Annotated in this window: 32 protein-coding genes and 1 tRNA gene; 20 read left to right on the plus strand and 13 right to left on the minus strand. The window is 68.2% G+C overall.

Features of this window, described 5'->3' with window-relative positions; translation table 11 throughout:
* Nucleotides 1-152: 152 nt before the first annotated feature.
* Nucleotides 153-338 (minus strand): hypothetical protein, encoded by a 186-nt coding sequence (locus FGL94_RS03915; RefSeq protein ID WP_241659120.1) that lies wholly within the window; start codon nt 336-338, stop codon nt 153-155.
* Nucleotides 339-574: 236 nt separating this feature from the next.
* On the opposite strand from FGL94_RS03915, the gene FGL94_RS18155 reads away from it, so the two are divergent.
* Nucleotides 575-745 (plus strand): hypothetical protein, encoded by a 171-nt coding sequence (locus tag FGL94_RS18155; RefSeq protein ID WP_186313327.1) that lies wholly within the window; start codon nt 575-577, stop codon nt 743-745.
* A 148-nt stretch (nt 746-893) separates the two neighbouring features.
* A complete protein-coding gene (locus FGL94_RS03920; RefSeq protein ID WP_241659121.1) occupies nt 894-1,406 on the plus strand; it encodes a hypothetical protein in 513 nt (170 codons plus the stop codon).
* Nucleotides 1,407-1,675: 269 nt separating this feature from the next.
* Here FGL94_RS03920 and FGL94_RS03925 read toward each other — a convergent pair.
* Nucleotides 1,676-1,749, minus strand: a tRNA-Ile gene (locus FGL94_RS03925).
* 132 nt (nt 1,750-1,881) lie between these two features.
* The gene (locus FGL94_RS03930; protein ID WP_144921124.1) at nt 1,882-2,538 is read right to left on the minus strand and encodes an FxsA family protein; all 657 of its coding nucleotides are present in this window, start codon (nt 2,536-2,538) and stop codon (nt 1,882-1,884) included.
* A gap of 114 nt (nt 2,539-2,652) precedes the next feature.
* On the opposite strand from FGL94_RS03930, the gene FGL94_RS03935 reads away from it, so the two are divergent.
* Together FGL94_RS03935 and FGL94_RS03940 are read left to right on the plus strand one after the other, a co-directional pair.
* On the plus strand, nt 2,653-3,366 hold the full coding sequence (locus FGL94_RS03935; protein ID WP_144921126.1) for a DUF1405 domain-containing protein: 714 nt from the start codon (nt 2,653-2,655) through the stop codon (nt 3,364-3,366).
* Between the two features lie 59 nt (nt 3,367-3,425).
* Nucleotides 3,426-4,472, plus strand: coding sequence for an enolase-like domain-containing protein (locus tag FGL94_RS03940; protein WP_144921128.1), 1,047 nt, complete (start codon nt 3,426-3,428; stop codon nt 4,470-4,472).
* Nucleotides 4,473-4,949: 477 nt separating this feature from the next.
* Here the strand turns inward: FGL94_RS03940 and FGL94_RS03945 are convergent, their stop codons facing one another.
* The 3 genes from FGL94_RS03945 to FGL94_RS03955 form a co-directional block, all read right to left on the minus strand.
* Nucleotides 4,950-5,309: a hypothetical protein gene (locus tag FGL94_RS03945; RefSeq protein WP_144921130.1), complete on the minus strand. Its 360-nt coding sequence runs from the start codon at nt 5,307-5,309 to the stop codon at nt 4,950-4,952.
* 66 nt (nt 5,310-5,375) lie between these two features.
* Nucleotides 5,376-7,307, minus strand: a complete 1,932-nt coding sequence (locus FGL94_RS03950; RefSeq protein ID WP_144921132.1) for an aldehyde ferredoxin oxidoreductase family protein — start codon at nt 7,305-7,307, stop codon at nt 5,376-5,378.
* 43 nt (nt 7,308-7,350) lie between these two features.
* Nucleotides 7,351-7,587 carry a hypothetical protein gene (locus FGL94_RS03955; RefSeq protein ID WP_144921134.1) on the minus strand — a complete coding sequence of 79 codons (237 nt, stop codon included), beginning with the start codon at nt 7,585-7,587 and terminating at the stop codon, nt 7,351-7,353.
* Between the two features lie 19 nt (nt 7,588-7,606).
* Between FGL94_RS03955 and FGL94_RS03960 the strand changes: the two genes are divergently transcribed.
* The 3 genes from FGL94_RS03960 to FGL94_RS03970 all read left to right on the plus strand — a co-directional run bounded on the left by FGL94_RS03960 (nt 7,607) and on the right by FGL94_RS03970 (nt 9,647).
* Nucleotides 7,607-8,107 carry a hypothetical protein gene (locus tag FGL94_RS03960; protein WP_394348591.1) on the plus strand — a complete coding sequence of 167 codons (501 nt, stop codon included), beginning with the start codon at nt 7,607-7,609 and terminating at the stop codon, nt 8,105-8,107.
* A gap of 37 nt (nt 8,108-8,144) precedes the next feature.
* A complete protein-coding gene (locus FGL94_RS03965; protein ID WP_144921136.1) occupies nt 8,145-9,239 on the plus strand; it encodes an archaeosine biosynthesis radical SAM protein RaSEA in 1,095 nt (364 codons plus the stop codon).
* A 186-nt stretch (nt 9,240-9,425) separates the two neighbouring features.
* Nucleotides 9,426-9,647, plus strand: coding sequence for a hypothetical protein (locus tag FGL94_RS03970; RefSeq protein ID WP_144921138.1), 222 nt, complete (start codon nt 9,426-9,428; stop codon nt 9,645-9,647).
* Nucleotides 9,648-9,687: 40 nt separating this feature from the next.
* Here the strand turns inward: FGL94_RS03970 and FGL94_RS03975 are convergent, their stop codons facing one another.
* Entirely contained in the window at nt 9,688-10,488 is an 801-nt protein-coding gene (locus tag FGL94_RS03975; protein WP_144921140.1) for a 5-formyltetrahydrofolate cyclo-ligase, read from the minus strand.
* Nucleotides 10,489-10,604: 116 nt separating this feature from the next.
* Between FGL94_RS03975 and FGL94_RS03980 the strand changes: the two genes are divergently transcribed.
* The 3 genes from FGL94_RS03980 (at nt 10,605) to FGL94_RS03990 (ending at nt 12,425) form a co-directional block, all read left to right on the plus strand.
* Nucleotides 10,605-11,318: a DUF4013 domain-containing protein gene (locus FGL94_RS03980; RefSeq protein WP_144921142.1), complete on the plus strand. Its 714-nt coding sequence runs from the start codon at nt 10,605-10,607 to the stop codon at nt 11,316-11,318.
* A gap of 73 nt (nt 11,319-11,391) precedes the next feature.
* Nucleotides 11,392-12,012 carry a GTP-binding protein EngB gene (engB, locus tag FGL94_RS03985; RefSeq protein WP_144921144.1) on the plus strand — a complete coding sequence of 207 codons (621 nt, stop codon included), beginning with the start codon at nt 11,392-11,394 and terminating at the stop codon, nt 12,010-12,012.
* A 44-nt stretch (nt 12,013-12,056) separates the two neighbouring features.
* Nucleotides 12,057-12,425 carry a hypothetical protein gene (locus FGL94_RS03990; RefSeq protein ID WP_144921146.1) on the plus strand — a complete coding sequence of 123 codons (369 nt, stop codon included), beginning with the start codon at nt 12,057-12,059 and terminating at the stop codon, nt 12,423-12,425.
* 29 nt (nt 12,426-12,454) lie between these two features.
* Here the strand turns inward: FGL94_RS03990 and FGL94_RS03995 are convergent, their stop codons facing one another.
* From FGL94_RS03995 to FGL94_RS04010, 4 genes are all read right to left on the minus strand, one after another.
* Nucleotides 12,455-12,811, minus strand: coding sequence for an AzlD domain-containing protein (locus FGL94_RS03995; RefSeq protein ID WP_144921148.1), 357 nt, complete (start codon nt 12,809-12,811; stop codon nt 12,455-12,457).
* Nucleotides 12,808-13,449 (minus strand): AzlC family ABC transporter permease, encoded by a 642-nt coding sequence (locus tag FGL94_RS04000; RefSeq protein ID WP_144921436.1) that lies wholly within the window; start codon nt 13,447-13,449, stop codon nt 12,808-12,810. Before FGL94_RS04000 ends, FGL94_RS03995 begins: the two co-directional genes overlap by 4 nt.
* 125 nt (nt 13,450-13,574) lie before the next feature.
* On the minus strand, nt 13,575-14,441 hold the full coding sequence (locus FGL94_RS04005; RefSeq protein WP_144921150.1) for an RNA methyltransferase: 867 nt from the start codon (nt 14,439-14,441) through the stop codon (nt 13,575-13,577).
* Nucleotides 14,438-15,025 carry a hypothetical protein gene (locus tag FGL94_RS04010; protein WP_144921152.1) on the minus strand — a complete coding sequence of 196 codons (588 nt, stop codon included), beginning with the start codon at nt 15,023-15,025 and terminating at the stop codon, nt 14,438-14,440. Before FGL94_RS04010 ends, FGL94_RS04005 begins: the two co-directional genes overlap by 4 nt.
* A 96-nt stretch (nt 15,026-15,121) precedes the next feature.
* On the opposite strand from FGL94_RS04010, the gene FGL94_RS04015 reads away from it, so the two are divergent.
* Entirely contained in the window at nt 15,122-15,790 is a 669-nt protein-coding gene (locus FGL94_RS04015) for a DUF192 domain-containing protein (RefSeq protein WP_144921154.1), read from the plus strand.
* Between the two features lie 59 nt (nt 15,791-15,849).
* On the opposite strand, the gene FGL94_RS04020 is transcribed toward FGL94_RS04015, so the two are convergent.
* Nucleotides 15,850-17,124, minus strand: a complete 1,275-nt coding sequence (locus FGL94_RS04020; protein WP_144921156.1) for an RNA-guided endonuclease InsQ/TnpB family protein — start codon at nt 17,122-17,124, stop codon at nt 15,850-15,852.
* 561 nt (nt 17,125-17,685) lie between these two features.
* Between FGL94_RS04020 and FGL94_RS04030 the strand changes: the two genes are divergently transcribed.
* Both FGL94_RS04030 and FGL94_RS04035 read left to right on the plus strand, forming a co-directional pair.
* Nucleotides 17,686-18,921, plus strand: coding sequence for a dihydropteroate synthase (locus tag FGL94_RS04030; RefSeq protein ID WP_144921159.1), 1,236 nt, complete (start codon nt 17,686-17,688; stop codon nt 18,919-18,921).
* A 174-nt stretch (nt 18,922-19,095) separates the two neighbouring features.
* Entirely contained in the window at nt 19,096-19,803 is a 708-nt protein-coding gene (locus tag FGL94_RS04035) for a 6-hydroxymethylpterin diphosphokinase MptE-like protein (protein ID WP_144921161.1), read from the plus strand.
* 21 nt (nt 19,804-19,824) lie between these two features.
* Here the strand turns inward: FGL94_RS04035 and FGL94_RS04040 are convergent, their stop codons facing one another.
* The gene (locus FGL94_RS04040; RefSeq protein ID WP_144921164.1) at nt 19,825-20,598 is read right to left on the minus strand and encodes a creatininase family protein; all 774 of its coding nucleotides are present in this window, start codon (nt 20,596-20,598) and stop codon (nt 19,825-19,827) included.
* 148 nt (nt 20,599-20,746) lie between these two features.
* On the opposite strand from FGL94_RS04040, the gene FGL94_RS04045 reads away from it, so the two are divergent.
* The 7 genes from FGL94_RS04045 to FGL94_RS04075 all read left to right on the plus strand — a co-directional run bounded on the left by FGL94_RS04045 (nt 20,747) and on the right by FGL94_RS04075 (nt 26,747).
* Nucleotides 20,747-21,163 carry a nascent polypeptide-associated complex protein gene (locus FGL94_RS04045; protein WP_144921176.1) on the plus strand — a complete coding sequence of 139 codons (417 nt, stop codon included), beginning with the start codon at nt 20,747-20,749 and terminating at the stop codon, nt 21,161-21,163.
* 10 nt (nt 21,164-21,173) lie between these two features.
* Nucleotides 21,174-21,914: a methyltransferase domain-containing protein gene (locus tag FGL94_RS04050; RefSeq protein WP_144921178.1), complete on the plus strand. Its 741-nt coding sequence runs from the start codon at nt 21,174-21,176 to the stop codon at nt 21,912-21,914.
* Between the two features lie 45 nt (nt 21,915-21,959).
* Nucleotides 21,960-23,003 carry a transcriptional regulator TbsP domain-containing protein gene (locus tag FGL94_RS04055; protein WP_144921180.1) on the plus strand — a complete coding sequence of 348 codons (1,044 nt, stop codon included), beginning with the start codon at nt 21,960-21,962 and terminating at the stop codon, nt 23,001-23,003.
* Nucleotides 23,004-23,028: 25 nt separating this feature from the next.
* Entirely contained in the window at nt 23,029-24,150 is a 1,122-nt protein-coding gene (locus tag FGL94_RS04060; RefSeq protein WP_144921182.1) for a pyridoxal phosphate-dependent aminotransferase, read from the plus strand.
* 93 nt (nt 24,151-24,243) lie between these two features.
* Complete coding sequence (locus FGL94_RS04065) at nt 24,244-25,446, plus strand: methionine adenosyltransferase (RefSeq protein ID WP_144921184.1); 1,203 nt, start codon at nt 24,244-24,246, stop codon at nt 25,444-25,446.
* Between the two features lie 77 nt (nt 25,447-25,523).
* Nucleotides 25,524-25,976, plus strand: a complete 453-nt coding sequence (locus tag FGL94_RS04070) for a DUF5804 family protein (protein ID WP_144921186.1) — start codon at nt 25,524-25,526, stop codon at nt 25,974-25,976.
* Between the two features lie 78 nt (nt 25,977-26,054).
* Complete coding sequence (locus FGL94_RS04075) at nt 26,055-26,747, plus strand: hypothetical protein (protein WP_144921187.1); 693 nt, start codon at nt 26,055-26,057, stop codon at nt 26,745-26,747.
* The last annotated feature ends 22 nt before the right edge of the window (nt 26,748-26,769 follow it).

The following is a 26,769-nucleotide window of genomic DNA, read 5'->3' on the forward strand; positions in this document are numbered from 1 at the left end:
CACGTCTTTGATTCTGAATCTATACTCTGTACCTCGCACGGGGTTTCTGACACAATGTAGGTAGATCGGTACTGTGTGTTGGTATGTGGATCACCTGTACTGACCGCGACCGGGGCAGAATATATCACTTTCTGAGGATTTCAACAGAGCCGTTATTTTGGAGATCCTCCCGGACGCCGGATCTCGGCTATATCAGACCCTTCTTCAGCATAGAACGGAATCTGGTCACCCTGTTCGATCTCCCACTCCTCCGCGAGTGGACGCGAGATCGTCACCGTGACACTCCCGTCTCCTTCCTGTGCGGTGCGACAGTCGGCGAACCGGCCCTGAATGCCCATATTCCTTCACCAACCGGTTGAGGTATAAATCGGCAGAACCCACCAGAGTCTCTTAGATACGCCGAGAAACCTCCTTATTTTCTGTGACTTAGGCGCCGGCGTCGCGACGTGCACGTGTCGGGCCGACGGATCGGTTCGGCTGTCGAAGGCATGAACGACGACGAGCGGGACTCTGAGAAAGAGCCCGACGACGGCGGGAAGCGGTGGACAGACTGGTCGAACTACGGAGGGGAGACATGACCGCAGACGATGCGGAAATCGTCCTCCGCGGCGACGCGGAGACGACGGCGCAGCTCCGGGACGACCTCACGGAGATCGTCGGTGTTCGCGACGACGTGATCCGCGAGGAGCGACCCGGCGGGAGACTCGCCGGGATCCTCACCCGCGTGCGGGGAGCCGTTGCGTGAGCTGGGACCCGGACGGGATCGTGGTCGGAGAGGCGTTTCGCGAGTACGTTGTAGTCCTTCGAGAGACGAGTAACTACGCCCCGGGCGGCGAAAACGCCCGTTCTCAGAACATGACACAGACACTTAGCGGAAGCTACGGAGGAACGGTATGAACATCAAGAAGACGGGACTCGCTGCGCTGCTGGCGCTGACGGTCCTCACGCCGATGGTCGCGATGCCGGTCGCGGCGGCCGGCGGGATCGGCTGGGGTTCGGACGCGAAGACGCCGAACCCGGCGATCGAGACCGAGGTGACGGTCGACGAGTGGTCGAACGCGGACTTCGACAGCGCGCTCGAGTACTACGACGACAGCGGCGAGGCGGCAAACCTGCCGGCCTCGCTGAACGAGTCGAACGACAACCCGGTCACGCTGACGGCGACCGACATCGACTTCGACGAGCGTAACGAGTTCCCCCGCCTCGACGCTGAAGACGGCGAGAACTCCGCCTCGGCACTCGACTCGAGCGAGTGGACGACCTCGGGCGCGACCGTGAGCGACACAACCACGACGCCGGGCGTCGACGCGCTCGGCTACGTCGGGTCGGCGACCTCCGACTCGGCGACGTACAGCAACGTGATTTGTAACCAAATGAGAGTTTCCTCGATAACAGTCATTCAGTAGTGGATGATATACCACTAAGGTATGATCCATTCTGAATATTGGGATTGACAAAATAACGGTCAATACCAACTGAAGAACAACCACGAGTCAGGGCGCGATGACGGGGGGAGGCTAACCAAAAATCCGTGATATAGAGAGGGTGCGTGGAAATTACGGTTGAACCATACTGCTACAGAGGGTTCTAACTATTGAGAGTTAGGACGGAATTAGGTGGCTGGGGAGTTCCCGGCCCCTAACACGCCACGGCCAAAGACCGTGGACGTTGTAGGTGGGCCAACACGGATTTGAACCGTGGACCTCCCGGTTATCAGCCGAGCGCTCAACCTGACTGAGCTATTGGCCCAGGTGAGCGCATTCGTTCGTTGCGCTGGTAGGATTTTAAGGGTTTCCTTTCGCGAATCGACCGCAGTCAGCCGGTTTCAGATTCCGTCGGAAACGGCTCACGCGGAGGGGAGAGCGCGTCGGAGGCGGGGCGTCAGTCTGATCGGTCCGGTTCCTCGTCTTCGACCGTGAAATCCACGTCGACGACGTCGTCCGCGTGGTCCGGATCGTCGAACCGGTCGCCGTCGGAGGCGTCGCTAGGGCCGTCGCCGGTGGACTCCTGGCCGTCGAAGTCGCCGCCGCCACCGAACTCGCCTTCGTCGAAGTTGCCGCCGCCGAACGCGCCGCCGCCCATCGTGAATCCGGTGCCGGCACCGTCGCCGTCGCCGCCCGGGAACCCGCCGATGTAGACGTTACCGGTGGTGAACCCGTTGGTCTCGCTGTCGAGGTACGGGATCACGACGTACTTCTTGAGGGCCATGCGGATCGGGACCCGCGAGAGCGGGAGCGCGAGCAGGAACCCGACCGCGTCGGTGACGAGTCCCGGCGTGAGCAGGAACGCGCCGGCGGCGATCAGGAGGCCGCCGTCGAGCAGTTCGTCGGTCGGGGGCTCGCCGCGGGCCAGCTTGCGCTGGACCCGCGCGAGTGTCGCGCGCCCCTCGGCACGCAGCAGGAGCATCCCGAGGACGGCCGTCAACACGACGAGCGCGACCGTGATCGCCCACCCCAGCCGCGTCGCGACGACGATCAGGAACAGCGCGTCCACGAGGGGGACGACGAGGAGCAGCGCGAGCAGCGTTCGCGGGCGCATACCGTCGCCTTCCCGCCGGGGACCCATAGCCCTTTTCGTCCGGGGTTCCCGCGACTCCCGCCTCCACCGATCTGCGACCGCCACGGCTTTGACCGGTCGGTTCGAGCCGACCGTATGGACATCGTCGGCGCGCTCGGCCGCGATCCCCCGGACCGCGAGTCGCTGCCGCGGTGGCTCGCCCCGCTCCCGAAGGCGCTGGAAGACGTCGCCTTCCGATTCGTCTGGGTCATCGTCGCGATCAACCTCCTCGGCACCGCGTTCGGATTCTGGTACTACCGGTTCCAGTTCCGCGAGCTCCCGGTCGAGATGTGGGCGTTCATCCCCGACAGCCCCGGCGCGACGCTGCTGATCGCGCTCGCGCTCGCGGCGTGGGGGCTCGGCCGGACGAGCGACACGCTCGCGACGCTCGCCTTCTTCGGGAACGTCAAGCTCGGGCTCTGGACCCCGTACGTGCTCGTCGCCTTCTACCCGGCGTTCCTCGCGAACTCCGGGCCCGCGATGTACGCGTTCCTGTTCGTGAGCCACCTCGGGATGGTCGTACAGGCGTTCGTGCTCCACCGGATCACCGACTTCCCGCTGAAGGCGGTGGCGGTCGCGGCCGCGTGGTACACCGTCGATCTGCTGATGGACTACTTCGTCCCCGTGATCGGCGAGGTGACTCACACGTCGATCCCCTACCCCGACGCCGAGCCGTGGTTCACGACGACCGTGCTGCAGGTCGCGGCGGCCGGCGCCGTCGCACTCACCGTGATCCCGCTGTTCTGGGCGCTCGCGACGCGGGTCGCCACGCTCCGGCTCCGGCTTCGCGACGCGGGCGGGGGTGTCTGACCTCGCGAGATCGCCGACGGCGTCTCCCGTTTAAGTCCCTGCGGGCCGTCGAGTACGTCATGAGCGCGTACGAGCGGATCGCGGACCTATCGGTGACGATCGAGTCGGTTGAGCGCCGACGGTACACCGGCGAGACGACGAGCGGCTTCGAGCGCACGACCACCGAGTTCCGCCTCACCGGGGACGGCGTCATCGGTCGCGGCGAGGACGTGACCTACGAGACCGAGGACCACGACGCGCTCGTCGGGACCGACCCGATCGACGTCGAGGGCGAGTGGACGATCGACGAGCTGTCGGCGCGCCTCGACGAGATCGACCTGTTCGCGCACAAGCCCCCCGAGCGGGAGTACTTCCGCAACTACCGCCGGTGGGCGGTCGAGAGCGCCGCCCTCGATCTGGCGCTCCGGCAGCGCGAGGAGTCGCTCGGCGAGTACCTGGAGGTCGAGCCCGACCCGGTCCGGTTCGTCGTCTCGACGCGGCTCGGGGAGCCGCCGACGACGGACCGCGTCGAGGAGCTGCTCGCGCTCGACGACGAGTTGGAGTTCAAGCTCGACCCGACGCCCGACTGGCCGGAGGAGGCGTTCACGGCTCTCAGGGAGACCGACGCGGTCCGGATCCTCGACCTGAAGGGCTGGTACGAGGACACCGACGTCGACGTCGAGGCCGACCCCGAACTGTACCGGGACGTGTTCGCCGCGTTCCCGGCCGCGATCGTGGAGGACCCGGCGTTCACGCCCGAAACCCGCCCGCTCGTCGAGCCGCAGGCCGACCGGCTCTCATTCGACTACCCGATCGACGGCGTCGAGAGCCTCGAATCGCTTCCGGTCGAGCCGGGGTGGTGTAACGTCAAACCCTCTCGGTTCGGCACCCTCGAGTCGCTGTTCGAGACGATCGCGTACTGCGAGGAACGCGGGATCGACCTGTACGGCGGCGGCCAGTTCGAACTCGCCAGCGGCCGGACCGCGATCCAGACGCTCGCCGCGCTGTTCTACCCCGACGGGCCGAACGACGTGGCTCCCCGGCCGTTCAATGACCCCGAGGCGTCGCCGCCGTACCCGATGAGTCCGATCCGGCCCGACCGCGACGCCGTCGGCTTCGAGTTCTAGGGAGAGCGCCCCGTTGAAGTCCTCAGCGCGAACGGTTTCGGGAATCGGTAGTGCGGATCGACGGCAACGATTCAGGATTTAAAGCGCCGTGAGCGACGGCGACGATCGCTTATAAAGAACGATGCGGTCGGCGCGCCTGCGAGCGACCGCCATCGGCGGCCGCGAGCCAGCCCGCGAGGGACGCGGTGAGCGCTCGGAGAGCGCGAACCGCGAGGCTGGGGAGGTGTGAGGCTGTGCGGTGCGGTCGGGTGGGTGGGGCTCAACGGGGCAGTCGCCGGCGGCGTTGCCGCCGGCTGCCAGCGGCGCTTCGCGCCTCGCGGCTCGCGGCTGGGGCTTTGGCGGTGTTCTCCGCGTCGTCGATCACGGATAAACAGCCGACAGCGACACCGCTAGCCCACTTATAAATGACCACTCTCACGACGGACTACACCCACTCCCGCCGTCGTTCAGCAGAACCGTGCGTGGTGGGAGCTCCTTCTAGCGCTCGCGCTCGCTGATCCGTTCCGACGACCGCGACCCCCCGATGTCGCGTTCGGTCGCGGAGTCGTCCTCGGTCGCGGAGTCGTCCTCGGTCGCGGAGCCGAACCGGGACGCCGCGTCGGCCTCGCGCTCGCGGGCGTCTGCGATCCGCTGGGCGGCGTCGGCGAGCGCGTCGAGCGCGGCGAACAGCCGGTAGCTGAGGTACAGACCGACCGGTAGCGCGATCCCGACGAGAGCGCCGAGGAGGAGGTGTGCGATCACGAACGAGTAGACGAACGCGAGGAGCGAGACGACGGCCACCGCCGTCCCGACCGGCGTTCGGAGGGCTTCGGAGGGAGAGAGCGGGTCGTGCGCCATACGCGGCGCTACCGTCGCGGGCTACTTAAAAATAAACGCGAGCGGCGGTCGAGACCCGACCGTCGATCAGTCGTCGGCGGGGGCCGCGGAGTCGCCGGCGGAGACGCCGGTTCCGGGGCCGATGTCGATCCCGAGCTCGTCGAGCTTCTCGTCGGGGACGACGCCGTCGACCCAGTCGCGGGTCTCGTAGTACTCGGCCTTCATCTCGTCGAGCTCCGCGAGCTCGCCCTCGCTGGCGCCCGTGCCGGGGATGGCGTCCGGGTGCCCGTCGATGAAGCGGTTCGGAAGCGTGTCGTCCGCGCCGTCGAATCCGACGAGGTTGTTGTAGTAGCGCTCGAGGTTGTACACCCGCTCGCCGGCCTCGAACAGCTCGTCCTCGGTGACGTCGCGGCCGGTCATGCCGTTGTACTGGAGCACGTACTCCTCGATCCCCTCCGCGAACGCGCTGAACTTGCAGATGTCGAAGGAGTCGGAGACGGCGTGCAGGTTCTGGAAGGTGGCGGTGAGTTCGCCCTTGCCCTCCCACTCGTACGGGTCGACCTTCTCCGGGATGCCGAGGATCTCGGCGGCCGGCGTGTAGCCGCGCAGGTGGCAGGCGCCGCGGTTGGAGGTCGCGTACGCGATCCCCATCCCCTTCATGCAGCGCGGATCGTAGGCGGCCATCGTCTGGCCCTTGACGGAGAGCTTGTTGCCGTGAGCGTCCTTCGCGTCGGCGACGCGCTCGGGGCCCTCCGCGAGGAGGTCGCCGAGGTCCGAGGAGCGGTGGCCGATCTCGTCGATGAGGTCGATCATCGTCTCGGAGTCGCCCCAGTCGAGGTGGCCGACGCCGTCGAGCTTGCCCTCCTCGCTCATCTCCATCGCCATCGCCATCATGTTGCCGGCCTCGATGGTGTCGATGCCGAGGTCGTTACACCGCTGGAGCATGAGCGCGATCTCGTCGCGGTCGGAGTGGCCCGAGTTCGGTCCGAGCGCCCACGCGGACTCGTACTCGTACGACTCCGTGCGGACGTTCATGTCCTCGCCTTTGTGCGTGACGTCGACCTCGACCTCCTTCTTACACGCCACCGGACAGGAGTGACAGGTCGGCTCGTCGACGAGGATGTTCTCGCGGACGTTCTCGCCGGAGACGCGCTCCGCCTCGATGTCGACCCCCTCTGCCTCGTTGTACGCCTCGGTCGAGGTGTACTTCGCGTTCTTCGACGGGAGGCCGTCCATCTCCTCGGTCGCGTTCATCAGGACGTTCGTCCCGTACATCGAGAGCCCGCCCTCGTTGGGCGCGGTCACATCGGACTCCCGGATGACCTCCATCGACTGCTGGTACCCCTCCTGGAACGTCTCGGGGTCGGCCGGCTTCGGCATATCGGTGCCGCTCTTCACGACGACCGCTTTCACGTTCTTCGCGCCCATCACGGCGCCCGTGCCGCCCCGTCCCGAGGCGCGGTCGTCCTCGTTGATCACGCAGCCGTAGCGCACCTGGTTCTCGCCGCCCTGGCCGATCGCCATCACGGAGACGTCGCGACCGACCTTCCCGTCGACCTCCTCGCCGATCTGGTCGATCGTGTCGTGGACGCCCTGTCCCCAGAGGTGGGAGGCGTCGCGTACCTCGACGTCGCCGTCCTGGACGAACAGGTAGACGGGGTCGTCGCTCGCGCCGTCGAGCAGGATCCCGTCGAGCCCGGACCACTTGAGCCGCGCGCCGGACCAGCCGCCGTGGTGCGAGTCGGTGACCGTCCCCGTCAGCGGGGACTTGGTGACGAACGCGATCCGTCCGCTCATCACGGTCTGGGTCCCCGTGAGGGGCCCGGTCATGATCGCGAGCCGGTTGTCCGGCCCCAGCGGGTCGACGTCCGGGCCGGCGTCGAAGACGTACTTGACCCCGAGCCCGCGCGCGCCGATGTACTTCTCCGCGTCCTCCTCGTCGATTCCGCGGTAGTCGACCGCTCCGTCCCCGAGATCGACCTGTGCAACTCGGTCTCTGTAGCCGCCCATTTCAGTCATGTAATGCTCGTTCATTATAGAAGCGCCGTAGTGGGTTAGTTGTTCACCTCTCGACGTAGCCGATATCAGTTACGTCGACAACCCCGAGGTCGCCGCCGCGATATATAAGCGATAGAACCGAGGAACACGCCGAAAACCCCCGACAGAACGGCGTTTGCTCCACCTCCGCACGCTCGAGTCGGTGGCCGTGCTTCCGAGCGGTTTCGGCGAGAGCAGCGCGGGCAACGGTGTCGTCTCCGGACGCGTCACCCCGCGACCGCTCCGTGACGGCTAACTTCACGGGCCGCGAACGAGGGCGCGTGAACGGGACCGACCGCGAACGCGACGGCGGCGGCGACGGCCACTCCGACCGGGGGGTGCGAAGCGGCCCGCGGCTCGGTACCGCCGCGTTCGCGCTGGCGGTCCTCGTCGCGTCGGTGATCCCGGTGTCGTGGGTCGCGCCCGGCGGCGGGGCGGAGGGCGCGAGCGGCGGAGGCGGCGTCGGCGCCGCCGGACTCGTCGACGCGCTCCCCCTCGACGTCGGGCTCACCGACCCCTTCCACCTCGTCGGCTACGCGATCCTGACGGTTCTCGCGAGCCGCGCGATCGGCCGAGGTCGACGCGGGCTCCTCCTCGCCGCCGGCGCGGCGGTCGCGTTCGGGTTCGGGATCGAGCTCGTGCAGGCGCCGATCCCGTGGCGGTCGTTCGCGTGGCGCGACGCCGCCGTCAACGCGGCCGGGGCGGCGATCGGGTTGGTCGCTCTCGCCGCGACCAATGCGATCGGTGCGGTCGACGCGTCCCGGGCCCGGCGCTCGCAATGACGACACGGCTTTACGCGCTCGTCCGCTTCCTCCGGTAATGAGCAAGCCGAGCCCCGACGCGTACGAGCAGGGGCGCGGGATGGACGCGCACAACGCCGTGATGCGCGACATCCGCGCCGAGCGCTCGGAGACGTACGACCCGACCCAGCCCACCCGCGTGTGGATCGACGAGGACAACACGCCCGACGGGGTCGTGAACTCCCTCACGATAATCCTCAACACGGGCGGCTGTCGCTGGGCCCGCGCCGGTGGCTGCACCATGTGCGGCTACGTCGCGGAGTCGGTCGAGGGCGGCAGCGTGAGCCACGAGGCCCTCATGAACCAGATCGAGGTCTGCCTCGACCACGAGCGCGAGGAGGCGGACGAACCGGCCGAGCTGATCAAGATCTACACCTCCGGCTCGTTCCTCGACGAGCGCGAGGTGCCCGCGGAGACCCGGCGAGCCATCGCCGAGACGTTCGCGGACCGGGACCGCATCGTCGTCGAGTCGCTGCCGGACTTCGTGAGCCGGGAGAAGATCGGCGACTTCGCGGACCACGGGATCGCGACCGACGTGGCGGTCGGGCTGGAGACCGCGACCGACCGCGTCCGCCACGACTGCGTGAACAAGTACTTCGACTTCGCCGACTTCGAGGACGCCTGCGCGGAGGCGGCCGCCGCGGACGCCGAGTTCGACGCAGACGTGGGGATCAAGGCGTACCTCCTGATGAAGCCGCCCTTCCTCGCGGAGCCCGAGGCCGCCGCCGACATGATCGACTCGATCCGGCGCTGCGCCGACGTGGAGGGCTGTCACACCGTCTCGATGAACCCGACGAACGTCCAGCGCTACACGATGGTCGACGAGCTGTTCTTCGAGGGCGGGTACCGCCCGCCGTGGCTCTGGTCGGTCGCGCACGTCCTCGCGGAGACCGCCGACGTCGACGCCATCGTCGTCTCCGACCCGGTCGGGCACGGCTCCGATCGCGGCGCGCACAACTGCGGCGAGTGCGACGACCGCGTCCAGACCGCGATCAAGGACTTCGACAAGCGACAGGACCCGAGCGTCTTCGAGCAGGTGTCCTGCGAGTGCGAGGCGACGTGGGAGCTCGTGATGGAGGAGGAGACGAGCTACAACATGCCGCTCGCGCGGTAGCTCCGGCTTTCTCCCTCCGTCCGAAAGGGAAGCGATCGAGGGCGATTGCGATCACCTCACTTCGAAATACCGGAACGTTCGATCTATTCCGTACGAATCTTTGGACGGTATGAGCATGTGAATGCGGATCATACCGAACGATCAGGTCGAAAAAGACCCTTATACCTCCGGATACTGAGATGAACCATGAACGCAGACGCCAGCAGTTCCCGGTCAGACGTCGGCAGTCCCCGGTCCTCCCGCGGAAAGTCGGTCCTGTTCTGTGCGGAGTGCAGCTTCGAGAACCCCGTTTCCGAGGGGTGGCTCGTCGTCAGCGACGGCGACGAGCGCACTATCGTGTGCCCGGAGTGCGGCCACGTCGCCGACCACCGGACGGAACGGTCGGCTCCGGCGCCGCGGGCGGACTGAAAACGGAACCGGTCAGTTGTCCTCGGTGCCCCGCCACAGTTCACTCCCTCCCCGGCGCACGCTCTGACAACACCGGAATCGCGTCCAGTTTCTCGTCGTCGAGCGCGTCCCAGTCGATTCCCTCCGGGCGCGCGTAGGGCGTCTCGGTCCGAATCGTCCGTTCGGGAGTCACCACCAGATCGAGCGGTACGTCGTGCGCGTCGGGCGCAGGGAGGTCTGCCGGGTCGGCGATCGGTGATTCCGGGCCGTCGAGTACCGACAACCCGTGAACCGTGGTCGCCACGGCGGTCGCGTCGTCGTCGGACCGCGTTCGACTGCCAGAGGCGCGGAGCGCCTCGCTGTCGACGGCGCCGAGCTCGCTGAGTACGCCCCACTCTAAGTCGCTGTACCCCTCACCCTTCCCGATCCGGGCGCCGTCGGTCGTGACGCCCACGGAGCCGGCGATCACGAGATCGACGTGCGGCACGTCCTCCGGCGGGACCGGGGTCCCGTGCGCCGAGATACCCGAGACGGTGGTGGCGTCGTCGATAGCGGCGTCGTCGGCCTCGATCGCGTCCAGGTCGAGCCGGAGGAACGGGTCCGGGTCGCGGAGCCGCGGCTGGGCGACGTACACCGTCTTTCCGTCCCGGAGCGCGGCGCGCCGCACGGGGAGCTGTGGCGCGTCCGGATTGCACTTCAGCGTCGTCGCCGTCGCCCACGCGTCGGTCTCAGTCAGGCGGTCGCACGCCGCGTCGGCGCCCGCGAAGTTCGGGATCCGGTCGTGAGGCGGAAACGGGAACCGGGCTTCGCCGCGCTCCTCGAAGGCGTCCCAGACGGCCTCGCGGACGGCCTGTTTGTCCATGATCGAAACAGGAAGCGCACCGACAAGTACTCCTCGACCCGGCGTCCGTCGCGCTTTCACCTCTCGATCGGTGAATTACCGGGATGTTTATATATCAGATGGGTGTGAAATCATCTATGCTCGAAGACGGACTCTCGTATCCCGTTCGCGGTGACTGGATCGGACGAATCATCATCGGGGGCGTGCTGGGCTTCCTCTCAGTGCTTCTCCTTCCGGCGTTCGTCATCGTCGGGTATCTCGTTCGCGTGCTCGAACAGACGATCGGCGGAGCGGACGTGCCGCCGGAGTTCGACGAGTGGGGCGACCTCCTAATGAAGGGGGTAATCGGGTCGGTGATCACCCTCGCGTACACCATCGTCCCGCTGATCGTGTACACGGTCCTCGTGACGGTCGTGTTCGGGGCCGGCGCCGGCGTCGGCGGGGACGCGGGTGCGCTCATCGGGATCGTCGGCTTCCTGCTCGCGCTGGCGTTCATCCCCGTGCTGTTCCTCATTTACTACGCGGTCCCGGCCGGTCTGACGGCGTACGCGGCCCGCGGCGAGATGGGCGCCGCGTTCGACATCGACCTGCTGAAGCCCACGCTGTTCAGCACGGAGTACCTCGTCGCGGTGCTGATGCCCATCGTCGTCGCGATGATCACGTGGATCATCACGGCGGTGCTCTCGGTGACGGTCATCGGCCTCCTGCTCGTTCCCTTCGTCCAGTTCTACGGACAGGTCGCCGTGTTCCGGATGTTCGGCTCCGCGTTCGCGAGCGTGAACGACCGGATCGACACGGAGTCGGCCGGTAACGACGCCGGTGCAGTCGGCGGCGACGACCTCGCGTACTGAAACCGCCTCGGCGACGACTGCCGACGCGTCTCGCGACGCGCCTTTTAAACCGCTCAACCGCTCACGTACGGATATGTTCGAAGACCGGCCGGACCGCGACGCCGAGGTCGTCCTCGTGGGACGCTCGAACGTCGGCAAGTCCACGCTGATGCGCGAGCTGACGGGCCACGACTTCTCGACCGGCGGCAAGCCGGGGGTCACCCGCCAGCCGAACCACTTCGACTGGGCCAGCGAGAGCTTCATGTTCACGGACCTGCCCGGGTTCGGGTTCATGTCCGGCGTCGAGGAGGAGCACCGCGAGGCGATCAAGACGAACATCGTCCGCTACTTGGAGGAGAACGCCGACTCGATTCTGGCGGGCGTCGTCGTGATGGACGGGAAGGCCGCCGTCGACATCATCGACCGCCACGCCGAGCGCGGGAACATTCCACACGACGTGGAGATGTTCGGCTTCCTGGAGGACGTCGGCGTCGAGCCCATCGTCGCCGTCAACAAGACCGACAAGATCGACGACCTCGACGAGCGGCTCGACGAGATCTGTGACCGGCTCGGGCTGTACCCGCCGTGGCAGCAGTGGTCCGACCGGATCGCCCCGATCTGCGCGAAGCGCGGCGATATCGAGGCGTTAGAGGAGTGTCTCCGGACCCGGTTCCACGAGCACAACCGCGACGACCTGCTGAAGTTCGTCGCGTGAGGATCCGCCTGCTCTTTTAACCCGTTCGGCGGCGATGGAGCCGTATGAACGCCCGTCCCGTCGCGGCGCTCGGCGTCGCGCTCACGACGTTCCTCGCCGTCGCCGCGCTGCTCACCGACCTCCTCGCGGCTCGGATCGCGTTTTCCGCGATCGTCGGGCTCCCGGTCGGGCTCGTCGCCGGCGCCATCGCCGGAATCGAGACGTGGGCGCGCCTCTGGCGCTCCCCGCGGGCTCGACCGCTCCTGCTCGCGGTCGCCGCGTTCGGCTACGCGCTCCTCGTCGCCGCCGCGGTCTCCTACGCGATACCCCCGGCTCGCGGTCTCGTGAGCGTCAGTACGGTCGTTCCGTTCGCCGTCGCCTGCGCGGTCGCCGCGTTCCTCCTTGCTCGCCGGTACGCCGACCGGATCGCGTGACCGGTGGGAGAGGCAGGCGATCGTCGCCCTCAGGCGAACACGACGAACCGGAACAGCCACAGCGTGACCATCCCGACGCCGATGGTCGCCGTTACGTTCTCCGTACGCCACGCGACCGCGCCGGCGACGACGCCGGCGATCAGTCGCTCGTCGACGAGCGTGGCCGCGACCGAGGGGCGAATCGTCACGAGGTCCGGGAGCACGAGCGCCGCGAGCACCGCCGGCGGAACGTATCGGAGGGGGCGTTTGATCCGGGATGGCACCTCGTCGATCCGCCCGAACAGGTGGATGAAGGAGAGCCGGAACCCGTACGTCGCGAGCCCGATGAGGAGGATGGCGAGCCAGATCCCGAGCGAGCCGCCGAAGAGGGCGGACCCGCCCGTCACTCGCCGAACACCTCCGTCAGCAGGCCGACGGCGATGCCGGAGACGGCTCCCGTGAGCAGCCCGAGGTTCAAGGGGAGCCCCGCGGCGACGACCGCGACGGCTCCGCCGGCGACGCCCGCAGCGGTCGTCGGTCGGTCCTTCATCGCAGGAACGAGGAGCGCGAGGAACACCAGCGGGACCGCGAAGGTCAGCCCCCACGCGTCGGGGACGCTGGCGCCGACGACGACGCCGATCACCGTCCCGATCTGCCAGACGACCCACAGCGCCGCGGCCGCGCCGAGGTAGTAGCGCCACCGGCTGCGCTCCGGGTTCGCCTCGAACTCCGCGACCGAGAGCGCGTACGCCTGATCGGTGAGCAGGTACGCGAGGCCCGCCCGGAACCTGCGGCCGTAGTCCGCGAAGTGCGGCGCGATCGAGGCCGAGTACATCACCATCCGGACGTTGATCACGACCGCGGTGCCGACCACGACCGCGAACGGCGCGTTCGACCCGATCAGATCGATCGCGGCGAGCTGAGACGCCCCCGCGAACACGATCACCGACATCCCGACCGCCTCCGCGAGTCCGAGCCCGGCGTCGACGGCGGCGATGCCGGCGACCAGCGCGAACGGAGCGATGCCGAGCAGCAGCGGCGACACGTCTCTGACGCCGGCCCGGACGTCGCCGGCGGAGGGATCGTCGCCGGGATGATCGCCGGCGGAGGGATCGTCGCCGGGATGATCGCCGGCAGAGGGATCGCCGTCGGCGAGGTCTCCGTCCACGGTCACTCTCGCGGGTAGACGGGCTCGTCGTACTTCGACGCGAGGTGGTCGGCGTGTTCCAGCTTCGCGTTCGCCTTGCGGAACGTGCCGAGCAGCGAGTGGATCTCGCGTTCGGTCGGGTGCGCGCGCCCGAGCAGCCGGCGCATCAGCAGTGCGTTCTTCTCCCGTACGTGTTCGCGCTGACCGGTGGCCTCGAGGAAGTCGCCGAAATACTCGTGGAAGCGCTCCACGTCGGCCTCGGGGGCGCGCGTGACCGCGGTGTCGGGGAGCTGGGTCTCGCCGACGGTGAGATCGCGGAGCTCGTACAGCAGGACCGTGGCGGCCTGCCCGAGGTTCAAGACGGGGTAGTCGTCGTCGGCCGGGATCGAGCACACCTCGTCGAGCCGCGAGAGCTCCTCGTTGTTGAGTCCGCGTCCCTCTCGGCCGAAGACGATGGCGGTGGGCGCGTCCACGGTCTCCAGCGACGTTCGCAGTTCCGTGGGCGTCTTAAACGGGTACCGCTCGTGGCTCTGGTCGTCCTCGCCGGTGATCGCGGTGGTGCCGACCGTGTGGTAGTTCGCGACGATCTCGTCGAAGGTCACCTCGTCGGCGTTCGGGAGCACGTCCTCGCGGGCGTGGCCGGCGAATCCGTACGCCTCGCCGTCCTCTTTCAGTTCCGGCGGATCGACCAGCTTGAGGTCCGTGAGCCCGAAGTTCTTCATCGCTCGGGCGATGGTACCGACGTTTCCGGGCGTCTCCGGCTCGACGACGACCACGACCGGCTTGCGGCGGGTCTGCGAGTCGGCGTCGGTAGCGGCGTCGGTGTCGGGGCTATCGGCGGTCGCGTCGTCGGTGCGGTCGGCGCCGTCGCCCTCGTCGGCTCCGCTCATCGGTTCGACGGGTAGTCGGTCGAGAGATCGACGTCTTCGAAGTCGTCCTCGCTCAGCTTGTCCTCTTCCTCGTCGTCCGTCTCGCCGGCGAGTTCGAGGATGTCGATCCGGTCGCCGTCGAAGTCCTGCTCGACGCGCTCCTGGATGTCCTGCTGGTCCGGTAGGTCCGGAAGTCCGTCGGGGTCCTCCTCGACGTGCTCGACGGAACCGTACCCCTCGGGAGCCTCGTTGCCCGCGGCGACCCACTCGTGGAACCGGTCGCCGAACTCGAGGGAGCCGGCGTGCTCGCTGCCGCCCTCCTCGCGGAACCAGTAGATCAGGTCCGGCTCGTGTTCGGGACAGAGCAGTACCTCCCCCTTCGGCTCGCCGTAGACGATCTCGGCCTGATTACAGCGGTGAACCTCCGCCTCGCCGTGTTCGAGGTAACAGACGTCGCAGGGCTCCTCGACGAGGCTGACGAGCCTGACGAGGCGCTCCCGGGGCTCCTCGGGGATCTCGTCGAGGGGCTTCAGCTCCTCGTCGTCGGTGAATATCTCGTCCTCGTCGAACCGCCATCCGCGGAGGCCGACGCTCACTTTCGCCATGCGCGAGGTTACGCGAGGCGCGGATAAAAGCGCGTCCTTCCGGGGACGAACGCCCCGTTCGCGAGGCATATACGGGCGCGGTCCGTACCCCCGTCAATGCGACGACGGAAAGTTCTCGCGGCGGCGGGTGTCGCGTCGATCGGCGGGCTCGCGGGCTGCGGGGGGAGCGCGCCGACGGCAGACGAGGGGGGCGGGAGCGGCGACGACGGGAGCGGCGACGACGGGAGCGGCGACGACGGGAGCGGCGACGACGGGAGCGGCGACGACGGGAGCGGCGACGGCAGTGACGGAGACGACGAGGCGGGTGGCGACGGCGAGACCGACACCGTCACCGACGACCTCCCCTCCGACTGGCCCTCCGGGAGGTACGCCGACTACGACGCGACCACGGTCACGGTCCGAGACGCCGAGGGCGACGATCTGGGTGCGGTGCGGGCCGCGATCGCAAGAACGGGGGACGACCGAGGCCGCGGCCTCAGCGACGCCCCCTCCCTCCCCGAGAACGCCGGGATGCTGTTCGTGTTCCCGGAGCCGCGCGACTCGCTGACGTTCATCATGCCGGACATGGACTTCGGGATCGACATCGTCTACGTCGACGCTGAGAGGACGATCACTCGGATCCACAACGCGCCGGAACCGGGACCGAACGAGGACGGGAGCGAGCAGGAGTACGACGGCTCGGGCCAGTACGTGCTGGAAGTTCCTTACGAGTGGACCGACAGGCGGGGCGTCGAGGTCGGTGACTCGCTGGCGTTTGAGCTTTGACATCCTCCCGCGCCTGAAGACGCGGGAATCCCACGGTACCGCACCGCTGAGTTGGGATATTATGGTTCGCGGTTAGCAACCTGTTCTCGTGGGGCGAAACGGCCCTCACTACGGTCGAACAAGTGAACCGCTGGCTGTGCCAACCAGCCGTTATCCCTATCGCCGCCATCCGTGGCGAGACTCGGGAGTACCTTTTGTCGAATGTTCTCCGCACCGTTCACGTCCGCGTTCGCAACCGTATTGCACTTCTCACATACGTACAACCCACGTTCGACACGCTGGTTGTCATCCGTGTGACCACATGCTGAACACGACTTCGACGTATCGCGTTCCGACACCAATTCCACGTCGATGCCTTCGGCTTCCGCCTTGTAGTCAACTAGCGCCGTGAAACGGTCAAACGCCCATCCGTGCAAATCAAGATTACCGTGGTCGCCCCAATTCCGAGACTCGCCGTTCTCGTCGTCCTCTCGGATCCCGCCGAGGTCGCCAACGACAAGAGTCCCGACATCTCGTTCGATGCACTCCTCGACAATCGCTTTCGAGAGCGCGTGCAAGAAGTGTGTCCGACGACCAGTCCGCGTCCGGTCAAGACGGGTGGCCTCACGAGACGAGGAATCGTCGCACTTAGCCTTCTTCTTCGTGAAGTAGTATTCGTCCTCTTTGAGTGCGCCACCGGGATACAACACCGATTCACCGCCGAACGAGACGGCGGCGAAGTTGCAAATCCCGAGGTCAACACCGGCCACTTCATCGCCCGGTGGTTCCGGGTCGATGACGGTGCGACAGACGAATTGAAGCCGCCACTCGTCGCGCTTGTAGATCGCGCGAACCTGTTGAATGTCCCACTCGGTCAGGTCAACATCCGGGCGAGTCTGGTACTCACACAAAATGAAGTCTGAGCGGTGTTCTTTCAGGTTGCGGCCTTTCGAGAGGCGGACACGAGTGAACTGTGCGTCGTGCTTGAAGCCAGCCGCTTTGAACGACACGGTTGAACGTGGGTGGGAGTCTCCGTGTTTGCGGTAGCCGGGCGGTCGGGCACGGTCGTCGCCGTTCCGACGCTTGCCGAACCAACCGTTGAACGCTTCAGCGAGTTCTTCGAGAACGCGCTGACTGGATTGAGAATGTAAGCCCGTGTAGCGTTCGTGGCTTTTGAGTTCGGCTTTGAGTTCCCCGTCATCGGGGATCTCGCCCGTTTCATCCCACTGTTCTTGTGTATAGTAGCGACCGACGTTCCAGAGTTTTGAGGCGGCCCATCCGAGTTGGTTGAGGTCGTCACGAACCTGTTGCTGATTCGTGATAGTAGCCTCGAAGGTTCGGATGGTTCGACTCATTTTCTGGCTTCATAACTGGTTATGAGTGCTGTTTTGTTAATAGTGGTGGTTGCCGTGGAATATCCGGCCCTGCTATCGCCGGTGGGTTGTGCAGGAGTTGTCGGATTCATCCTGCGCCTAAAGGCGCAGGTATTCTCCTTGATTCTATATAAGTCGTGATCGTCGTCGGATCTCCGGCCGTTTATTTATAAATGGTACTTGACGGAGCGACCGTGAACATCGCCAAAGCCCCAGCCGCGAGGACGGGGCAGGCGACGCAAGCACTGGAGGGAGTGAGTGAAGCGAACGACCGAAGCGCACAGCGAGCGTGCGCCGTCCTCGCGGCTGCCCCTTCGAGTCCATCCCCACGGCACCACAGCCTCACACCTCCCCAGCCTCGCGGCTCCCTTCGCTTCGCTCCGGTCGCCGCGTCCCTCGCGCGTGCTCCTCGTGGCCTCTCGGCCACTCGGAGGCACGCGCCACCGCACCGCCGGTGATTTATAAACGGTTGTCGCCACCGATCCCCCGGCGAGCGCGTCGGGTACTCGTCCCGTTTATGTCGCTCGCGCCCGTGGTGAGCGTATGCGAAACGTGGACGCCGCGGGGCTCGGGATCGGCGACGACCACCCTCCCCGGATCATGGGCGTGCTCAACGTCTCCGCGGAGTCGCCGTACGACCCCAGCGTGTACGACGACCCCGGCGAGGCCGCCGAGTACGTCGACGAGGAGCTGATCGGCGAGGGCGCCGACATCGTCGACGTGGGCCTCGAATCGGCCAACAAGGACCTGGACGTGCTCTCGGCCGAGCAGGAGCTGGATCGACTCGATACCGCGGTCGAGACGCTGGAGTCGACCTCGGGCGACGCCGTCTGGTCGATCGAGACGCGGTATCACGAGGTCGCCGACGCGGCGCTCTCGCAGGGGTTCGACATGGTCAACGACATCTGCGGCTTCGCCGACCCCGAGATGCCTCGCGTCTGCCGCGAACACGACGCGGCGGTCTCCAAGATGGCCTCGCCGCCGGATCTGGAACGACCGGGAGCCATCGAGGACGTCGACGACATCTACGAGGCGCTGTCGATGAACGGGTTCACCGACAAGACGATCCTCGACCCCGCCTTCGGCGGCTGGTCGGAGGCCAAAACGCACGCGGACGACCGCGAGACGTTCCGCCGCCTGCGGGAGTTCCGGGGGTACGGCCGCCCGCTGCTCGTCTCGATCAACCGCAAGAGCTTCCTCAAGACGATCGCGGGTCGGAGCACCGAGGAGGCCCTCCCCGTGTCGCTCGCCGCCACCTCGATGGCGGTCGAGCGCGGCGCCCACGTGATCCGCACCCACGACGTGGCCGAGACGCGCGACGCGGCGCTGGTCGGCGCCGAGTTCGCCCGGGACCGGGTCCGCTCGGTGGGCGGGGCCGAAGCCGGCGAGGTCGCCGTCGAGGAGCTCGACGTGACGACCGTCCGAGAGGCGGAGCGCCACCTCGACCGGCTCGACGCCGACCGGTCCGTCGCCGGCGACGCGGTCGTCCGCACCTACGAGCTGCGCGGGCTCGCCGACGAGGCCGTCGGCGCGCTCCGGGCGGCGACCGCCGAGTCCGGCGTCGGCGCGGCGTTCGCCCTCGCCGGCTCCGCCGCCCACGAGGCCGCGGTCCAGCCCTCCGCCACCGACGGGGGGAAACCCGACCGCACCGGTGCCGACGGCGGAGCCGGGCTCCTCGTCGGAACGCCGGCCGGGCTGTCCGCGGTTCGATCGTCCGTTTCGGGCGTGTCAGCCGCGCTCGACGCGGGACTGGAACCGATCGATAACACTTCCAAGTAAGAGAAAGTTTATGCCGTCGTGCAGACAACCCGTTCAGTGGACGCCGGAGGGGCACGCGGGTAGGGGTACTCTGTGCTACTCCGGCCCATACCATATTCTACCCCGCCAGCGGCTGCGCCGCCCGGCGTCAGGGTCGAGACGCGGTGTCGGCGCGTCGACAGTGAGGGGGAACCAATGAACTTCGAGACCTTCGAACCCGTTTACGAGGCGATCCTCGCCGACTTCGGCTTCGACCGGGCGGCCGACGAACGCGCTCGCGACCTCGCCGCCGATATCGCGACCCCGTTCCCCCTCGACCGACTCGGCGACTGGCGCGGCGAGACGGTGGCGGTGGCGGGCGCCGCCCCGTGCCTCAGCGACGAGGTCGAGGTCGCCCGCGCCGCCGACGTAGTGGTCGCCGCCTCCACCGCCGCCGACGCCCTCCGCGACCGGGGGGTCGCCGTCGACTGCATGGTGACCGACCTGGACAAGAACCCCGACACCGCGGCCGAACTCACCCGCGAGGGCGTTCCGGTCGCGGCCCACGCCCACGGCGACAACGTCCTCGCGGTCCGCGAGTGGCTCCCCCGGTTCGCAGACGAGGCGACGCTCGCGACGACGCAGGCGGCCCCCGTCGGCCCGGTCCGGAACCTCGGCGGGTTCACCGACGGCGACCGCGCCGCCTTCCTCGCCGACCACGTCGGCGCCGGGCGCCTCGTCTTCCCGGGGTGGGATTTCGACGACCCGAACGTGAACCCGATGAAGGCGCGGAAGCTCGACTGGGCCGCCCGCCTGCTGCGGTGGCTGGAACGCCGCCGCGACGAGCGGTTCGGAGTTCTCGACGGGCGTCGCGGGGAGCTCGACGACGCGCTCGATCCGCTTCTTCGGGGACGCGACGGGTAGTTCGAGGGGGAACGGAGGGAGTTACCTGACCCGACCCTTCGGCAGCAGCTCCGCGCGGTCGCGGGCGTCGAGCCACTCGACCAACTGAACGAGCTGGTCGCTCGCGGCCTCGAACAGTCGCTCCGCCTTCTCTTCGGTTACGTCGGTCGGGTCGCCGAACGCCCCGTTCGCGGAGTTGTCGATCGAGTCGTAGAACGTCCGGGCGCCGTGGACCACCGCGTCCGACTCGTCGAGGTGGACGAGCCCGTCGTCGCGGGCGTCCTCCAGCCGGTCCGCGTCGACCAGCTCCGGGGCGATGTGGGTGATCATCGCGGTCTCCTTCGGGCCGGCGTGCGGACCGTTGTGCTCGAATAAGTCGTCGACGAGGTCCGGGATCGACTCGTCCCACATCCACTCGATCGCGTAGGCCGTCTCGTCCTCGTGGAGCCGGCGCCCGACCTCCCGGAGGTGCTGGACGTTGCCGCCGTGGGCGTTCACGAACACGACGCGGTCGACGCCGTGATACGCGAGGTTCCGCGTGAACGACTCGACGTAGTCGCGGAACTCCGGCGGGTCGACCCACATCGTCCCCGGGAACTGCCGGTGGTGCGGGCTGACGCCGACGGTGACCGTGGGGGTGCGAACGGCGCCGGTCTCCTCGGCGGCCGCGGTCGCGAGCGCCTCGGCGATCAGGTGGTCGGTCGCCAGCGGCAGGTGCGGTCCGTGCTGTTCCGTGGAGCCGAGCGGGACGAGCGCGACGGATCCGTCCGACAGCGCCTCCCCGAGCTCCGGCCACGTGTGATCGGCGAGATACACATCTGACCTCGGGTTCGTGGACGTATGAAACCCGCTTTCTCGGTCGCGCTCGCCGGGAGGGGAACTCCGGGCGATCCCGAGCGCCCCCGAGCGACGCCGTCGACCCGTGTCGCCACCCTTTTTGTGCTGTCCCGCCGAATTCGGGCGTATGTTCGGAGGAGGCGGCATGAACCCGCGAAAGATGAAACAGATGATGAAACAGATGGGGATCGACGTCGAGGAGCTCGACGCCGAGCGGGTCGTCATCGAGACGGCCGACGGCGACGACCTCGTCTTCGACGGCGCCCAGGTGACCAAGATGGACGCCCAGGGGCAGGAGACCTACCAGATCGTCGGCTCGCCCGACTCGGTCGCCGACGCCGGCGCCGGCGGGAGTCCCTCGGCGGTCGAGAGCGGCGAGGGGTCGGTCGACGCGACGGAACGCGACGCCGGCGTGACCGACGCCATCCCCGACGAGGACGTGGCGCTCGTCGCCGAGCGCGCCGAGGTGCCGAAGTCGACGGCCCGCGAGGCCTTGGAGAACGTCGACGGCGACCTCGCGGCCGCGATCGCGGAGCTGGAGTGACTGATCCGGCGTGACCGACGCCGCGTACCTGTTGGTCCACGAGGACCGGGAGTACCTGCTGGAGCCGGGCGAGGAGTTCGGCACCGACCTCGGCGTGCTCGAAGTCCCCGTCGACGTCGAGGGCGGCGACACCGTCGAGACCCACCTCGGCACCGCCTTCGAGGTCCGCGAACTCCGCGGCCCGGATCTCTTCAACCACCTCGAACGCACCGGCGCGCCGATGATGCCCCGCGACGTGGGGCTCGTGATGGGTCACACCGGCGCCTCCGGCGGCGACCGCGTGCTCGACGCCGGCACGGGGACGGGAATCCTCGCGGCGTACCTCGGTCGCGCCGGCGCCGACGTGACCAGCTACGAGATCGATCCCGACTTCGCCGACGTCGCCCGCGGGAACATGGCGACCGCCGGCGTGGCGGACCGCGTCGAGGTCCGCACCGGCGACCTCACCGAGGAGCTGGACGCGCTCGCCGACGAGGACCCCTTCGACGTGTTAACGCTCGACACGGGCGACGCCCCGGCGGTCGTCGAGCGCGCGGACGACCTGCTCGCGTCCGGTGGCCGCCTCGCCGTGTACTCCCCGTTCGTCGAGGGGACCCGCGAGGCCGCCCTCGCCGCCCGCGAGGCCGGCTTCGAGGGCGTCGAGACGCTCGAAACGATCCAGCGCGAGATGGACTTCTCCGACCGCGGCTCCCGCCCCTCCACTGCGGGCGTCGGCCACACCGGGTACCTGGTGTTCGGTCGAGCGCCCTAGCCGAAACGGCGCAACGTTCTTTCCGACGCCGCCGCCACGGAGCGTATGGCTTCGCCGACGGCCGGTGACGACACTTCGAACCACGACGGCGAGGGCGCCTCCGCGGTCGCCGCCGCGCTCGCCGAGGCCGACGACGGGCTGGCCGACGCGATCGAATCGGCGCTCGCCGGTCGGTCCGAGGTCGTCGCCGTCGGGATTCCGCTGGCGCTTCTCCCGCCGATACTCGCCGCGAGGGAACGCACGACTGGAGGTGCGTGGCGGGTCGCCTGTCGTCCGGGGGTCGTCGACGCGCTCGGCCGGGCGTTCGTCTTCGGCACCGCGGTCGCCGAGGCGGTCGCGGAGGGGGAAATCGAACTTCGGACAGTCACGGACGGGGCCGGGACCGATCGGGTCCTGTTCGCGTCGTCGGACCGCGTCGACGCGGTCGCCGGGCCGAAAGGGGGTCGAGCGATCGTCACCGAGGAGGCGCCGGAGCGCGCCGTACCCGGGGCCGGAGCGGTGCGCGAGCGGTTCGCGGCGGCTTCGTCCGCGAGCGTCGCCATGCCCGCCCGCAGCCGTCTGCTCGCGGCCGCCAGCGAGACGCTCGACGACAGGTTCGCCGACGACGTTGCGGCCGTGCTCGACGCGCTCCCGTACGGCGCGGTCGGGCGGACCGGCGATCTCACCGACCGGACGCTCCTCGTCGCGCTGGCGGCGCGTCACGACCACCTGCTGTGGGACCTGCGACGGTGGATCGGCGACGGGGGCGTCGATGACGGTGGGCAGGGAGGCGATGCGGACGGAGGGGGCGTCGGGATCGCCGCCGGACAGGACCTCACCGACGACCGGCGGGCCCTCGTAAAGCGCGGTCTGATCGAGGCGATCAAGGTGCCGGAGGGCGACGGACGCCCCCAGCTCCGTCTCCGCGCGGTCGACGACGCGCTGCTCCGCGCGACGCCCGAAGAGGTGCTCAGCGTGCTCCGCGGGCGGTTCGCGCTCCCGGTCGACGGGGACGGCCGGGTCCGGCGTCCCGGAGGCGACGAACGGCGACCGGTGTGGGAGCGGAGAGGGCGGTCGACTCGGGGCACGGAACGACGTGACAAGAACTAACTCCCGGCGGCGCTCCCGAACGGATATGCCGAACTTCTCCGACAGGGTCGAGCGGATCTCGATCAGCGGGATCCGCGAGGTGTTCGAGGCGGCCGGCGACGACGCGATCAACCTCGGGCTCGGACAGCCCGACTTCCCGACGCCGGACCACGCGCGACGGGCGGCGGTCGACGCCATCGAGGCCGGAAAGGCCGACGCCTACACCGAGAACAAAGGAACCCGATCGCTGCGCGAGGCGATCGCCGAGAAACACCGGACGGACCAGGGCGTCGACCTCGACCCGGGCAACGTGATCGCGACCGCGGGCGGCAGCGAAGCCCTTCATATCGCCCTGGAGGCACACGTCGACGCCGGCGACGAGGTGCTGATCCCGGACCCGGGGTTCGTCTCCTACGACGCGCTGACGAAGCTGACGGGCGCGGAGCCGGTCCCGGTCCCGCTGCGCGACGACCTGACGATCGACCCGGACGCTATCGAGGACGCTATCACCGACGACACCGCGGCGTTCGTGGTGAACTCGCCCGGCAACCCCACCGGCGCGGTCTCCGACGAGGAAGACGTCCGAGAGTTCGCGCGGATCGCCGACGAACACGACGTGCTCTGCGTCTCCGACGAGGTGTACGAGTACACCGTCTTCGACGGGGACCACCACTCGCCGATGGAGTTCGCCGAGACCGACAGCGTCGTGGTCGTCAACTCCGCCTCGAAGCTGTTCTCGATGACGGGCTGGCGGCTCGGGTGGGTGTACGGCTCCGCAGAGCGCGTCGACCGGATGCTGCGGGTCCACCAGTACGCGCAGGCCTGCGCGTCGGCGCCCGCCCAGTACGCCGCCGAGGCCGCACTGCGCGGCGACCGCGGCGTCGTCGACGAGATGACCGCCTCCTTCGAGCGCCGCCGCGACCTCCTGCTCGACGGCTTCGACGACATCGGGATCGACTGCCCGACGCCGCAGGGGGCGTTCTACGCGATGCCGCGGGTGCCCGAGGGGTTCGTCGACGAGTGTCTCGACCGCGGCGTGGTCGTCGTGCCGGGCGAGGCGTTCGGCGAGGGCGGGCGCGGCCACGCCCGGATCTCGTACGCGACCGACGAGAGCGAGCTCCGAGAGGCGCTCGACGTGATGGCCGAAGCCTACGAGGCAACGAAGTAGCTGCAAATTCTGCCATAAGATAACTAGAGAGCATTAGACGCTCCCGGGAGGTTTCCGCAAGTTATACTGCCGCCGGCCAAGTACCGAAGCGTAATGGACCGGAACATACAGGTCAGCCGCCTCGATCGGCGGGCGGTCGAGGACCAGGAGGTCGAGATCGTCGAGCGAAAGGGTGTCGGACACCCGGACTCGATCTGCGACGGTATCGCGGAGTCGGTGTCGCGTGCGCTCTCGCAGCTCTACTTGGACCGCGTCGGGAAGGTGCTCCACTACAACACCGACGAGACGCAGCTCGTCGCGGGCCGCGCCGCGCCCGCCTACGGCGGCGGCGAGGTCGTCGAACCGCTCTACGTGCTCATCGTCGGCCGTGCCACGAAGGAGTACGAGGGCGAGCAGCTCCCGGTCGACTCGACCGCGCTCGCCGCGGCCCGCGACTACCTCTCCGAGGCGATCCCGGAGCTGGAGTACGGCACCGACGTGATCGTCGACGTGAAGCTCGGCGAGGGATCGGGCGATCTGCAGGACGTGTTCGGCGAGGACACCCAGCAGGTGCCGATGGCCAACGACACCTCCTTCGGCGTCGGCCACGCGCCCCTGACGGAGACGGAGGCCATCGTCTACGAGGCCGAGCGAGAACTCAACACGACCTACCACTCCGACCATCCCGAGCTCGGCCCGGACGTGAAGATCATGGGCAAACGCGAGGGCGACCGGATCGACATCACCGTCGCGGCCGCGATGGTCGATCAGTACGTGGACGACCTCGACGAGTACGACGACGCCGTCGCCGACGTACGCGAGTTCGTCACCGAACTGGCCGAGGCGCGCACGGACCGGGAGGTCCACGTCGACGTCAACACCGCCGACGACTACGACGAGGGCTCCGTCTACCTCACCGTCACCGGCACCTCCGCCGAGCAGGGCGACGACGGCTCCGTGGGACGCGGCAACCGCGCGAACGGGCTCATCACGCCGAACCGCCCCATGTCGATGGAGGCGACCTCCGGGAAGAACCCCGTCAACCACATCGGGAAGATCTACAACCTCCTGTCGACCCGGATCGCGGAGTCCGTCACCGACGAGGTCGACGGGATCCGCGACCTGCAGGTCCGCCTGCTCTCGCAGATCGGGCGCCCGATCGACGAGCCTCACGTCGCCGACGCGCAGCTCGTCACCGAGGAGGGGCTCGAGGTCGACGACATCGAGGAGGAGGTCGCCGCCATCGTCGACGAGGAGCTGGCGAACGTCACCGACGTGACCCGCAGCGTCATCGACGGCGACGTGTCGACGTTCTGAGTCGGGCGTCGGTCATCGACCGCGGACGGACCCCGCCGACCGCAACCGATTTGTGGAGCGGCCGAGTCCGATAGCGTGTGACGCGGGTGTGTCTCCTCGGCGACTCCGACGTGAACCTCACCTACGAGCTGCTGTCCCGCGAGACGGCCCGGGACGCGCTCGCGACCTACGACATCGAGGAGCCCTTCGAGAACAGCGTCGCCGTCGACACCGTGAGCCTCGGCGCGGCGGTGTCGCTTTTAAACGACCTCAACTGGTACCTCGTGCGCTTCGTCGACGAGGCGCTCGTCCGCGAGCCCTCTGTTTCTCCCGACGAGTGGCTCTCTCGCGACCTCGCCCGCGAGGTGCGCGACGGCGCGGTCCCGCCCGAGGAGACCGACCAACGCCTGAAGGTGTTCGGGCTCGTCGACGGCCGGCCGGTCGAACCCCTCTACGTCCGTCGGACGCAGGGCGAGACGCCCGAGTACGACCTCCGCGACGTCGACGAGACGGTGATCGTCCGGGTGAGCGAATCGGAGTTCTCGGGGTAGATCGGCGGCGATACGTCGTGTCAGCGGTTCCGGCGGAGACGGGTTGAAAAGGATCCGGGCCGAATACGTGTTATGGGAATGAAAGCTGACGGCGACGCGGATCTCCACGAGATCGATCGCTTCGGCCGCGGCGTCGGCTGGATCGCGTACCCGGGCGAGTCGATGGAGCGCGCGAGCCACGCGGTCGCGGTCCCGAACGAGGGGAGCGAGACCGACGACGTCTGGGTGTTCGACCCGGTCGACGCCCCCGGCGTCGACGACCTCTTGGCGGATCTCGGTACGGTCGCCGGCGTCGTGATCGGCCTCGACCGCCACAAGCGCGACAGCGCGGAGATCGCGGCCCGACACGACGCGCCCGTCTACGTCGCCGAGTGGATGACCGGCGTCGCGGACGAGCTCGACGCGCCCGTCGAACGGTTCGGCTCGCGGCTGGCGGACTCGGGGTTCGAGGCGTTCCGGCTCCGCGACTCGACGGTCCCGCCGTGGCAGGAGGTCGGTTTCTTCGACGGGGAGACGCTGATCGTCCCCGAGTCGCTCGGCTCCGCCTCGTACTTCCGCGGACGGCGAGAGCGGCTCGGCGTCCACCCGATGCTCCGCCTGACGCCGCCGACGGATGCGCTCTCGGGGCTGACCCCGGATCGGGTACGTGTGGGCCACGGCGTCGGCGTGGAGGAACGGGCCGCGCTCGCCGTCGAGGACGCGCTCTCCGGGTCGCGCCGCAAGGCCCCCCGGCTGTACGCGCGAACCCTGCGCTCGGCGCTCGGGATCTGACCGTGTCGACGCCCGTTCGCTC

Source organism: Halorubrum salsamenti (assembly GCF_007671685.1).
GTDB lineage: Archaea > Halobacteriota > Halobacteria > Halobacteriales > Haloferacaceae > Halorubrum > Halorubrum salsamenti.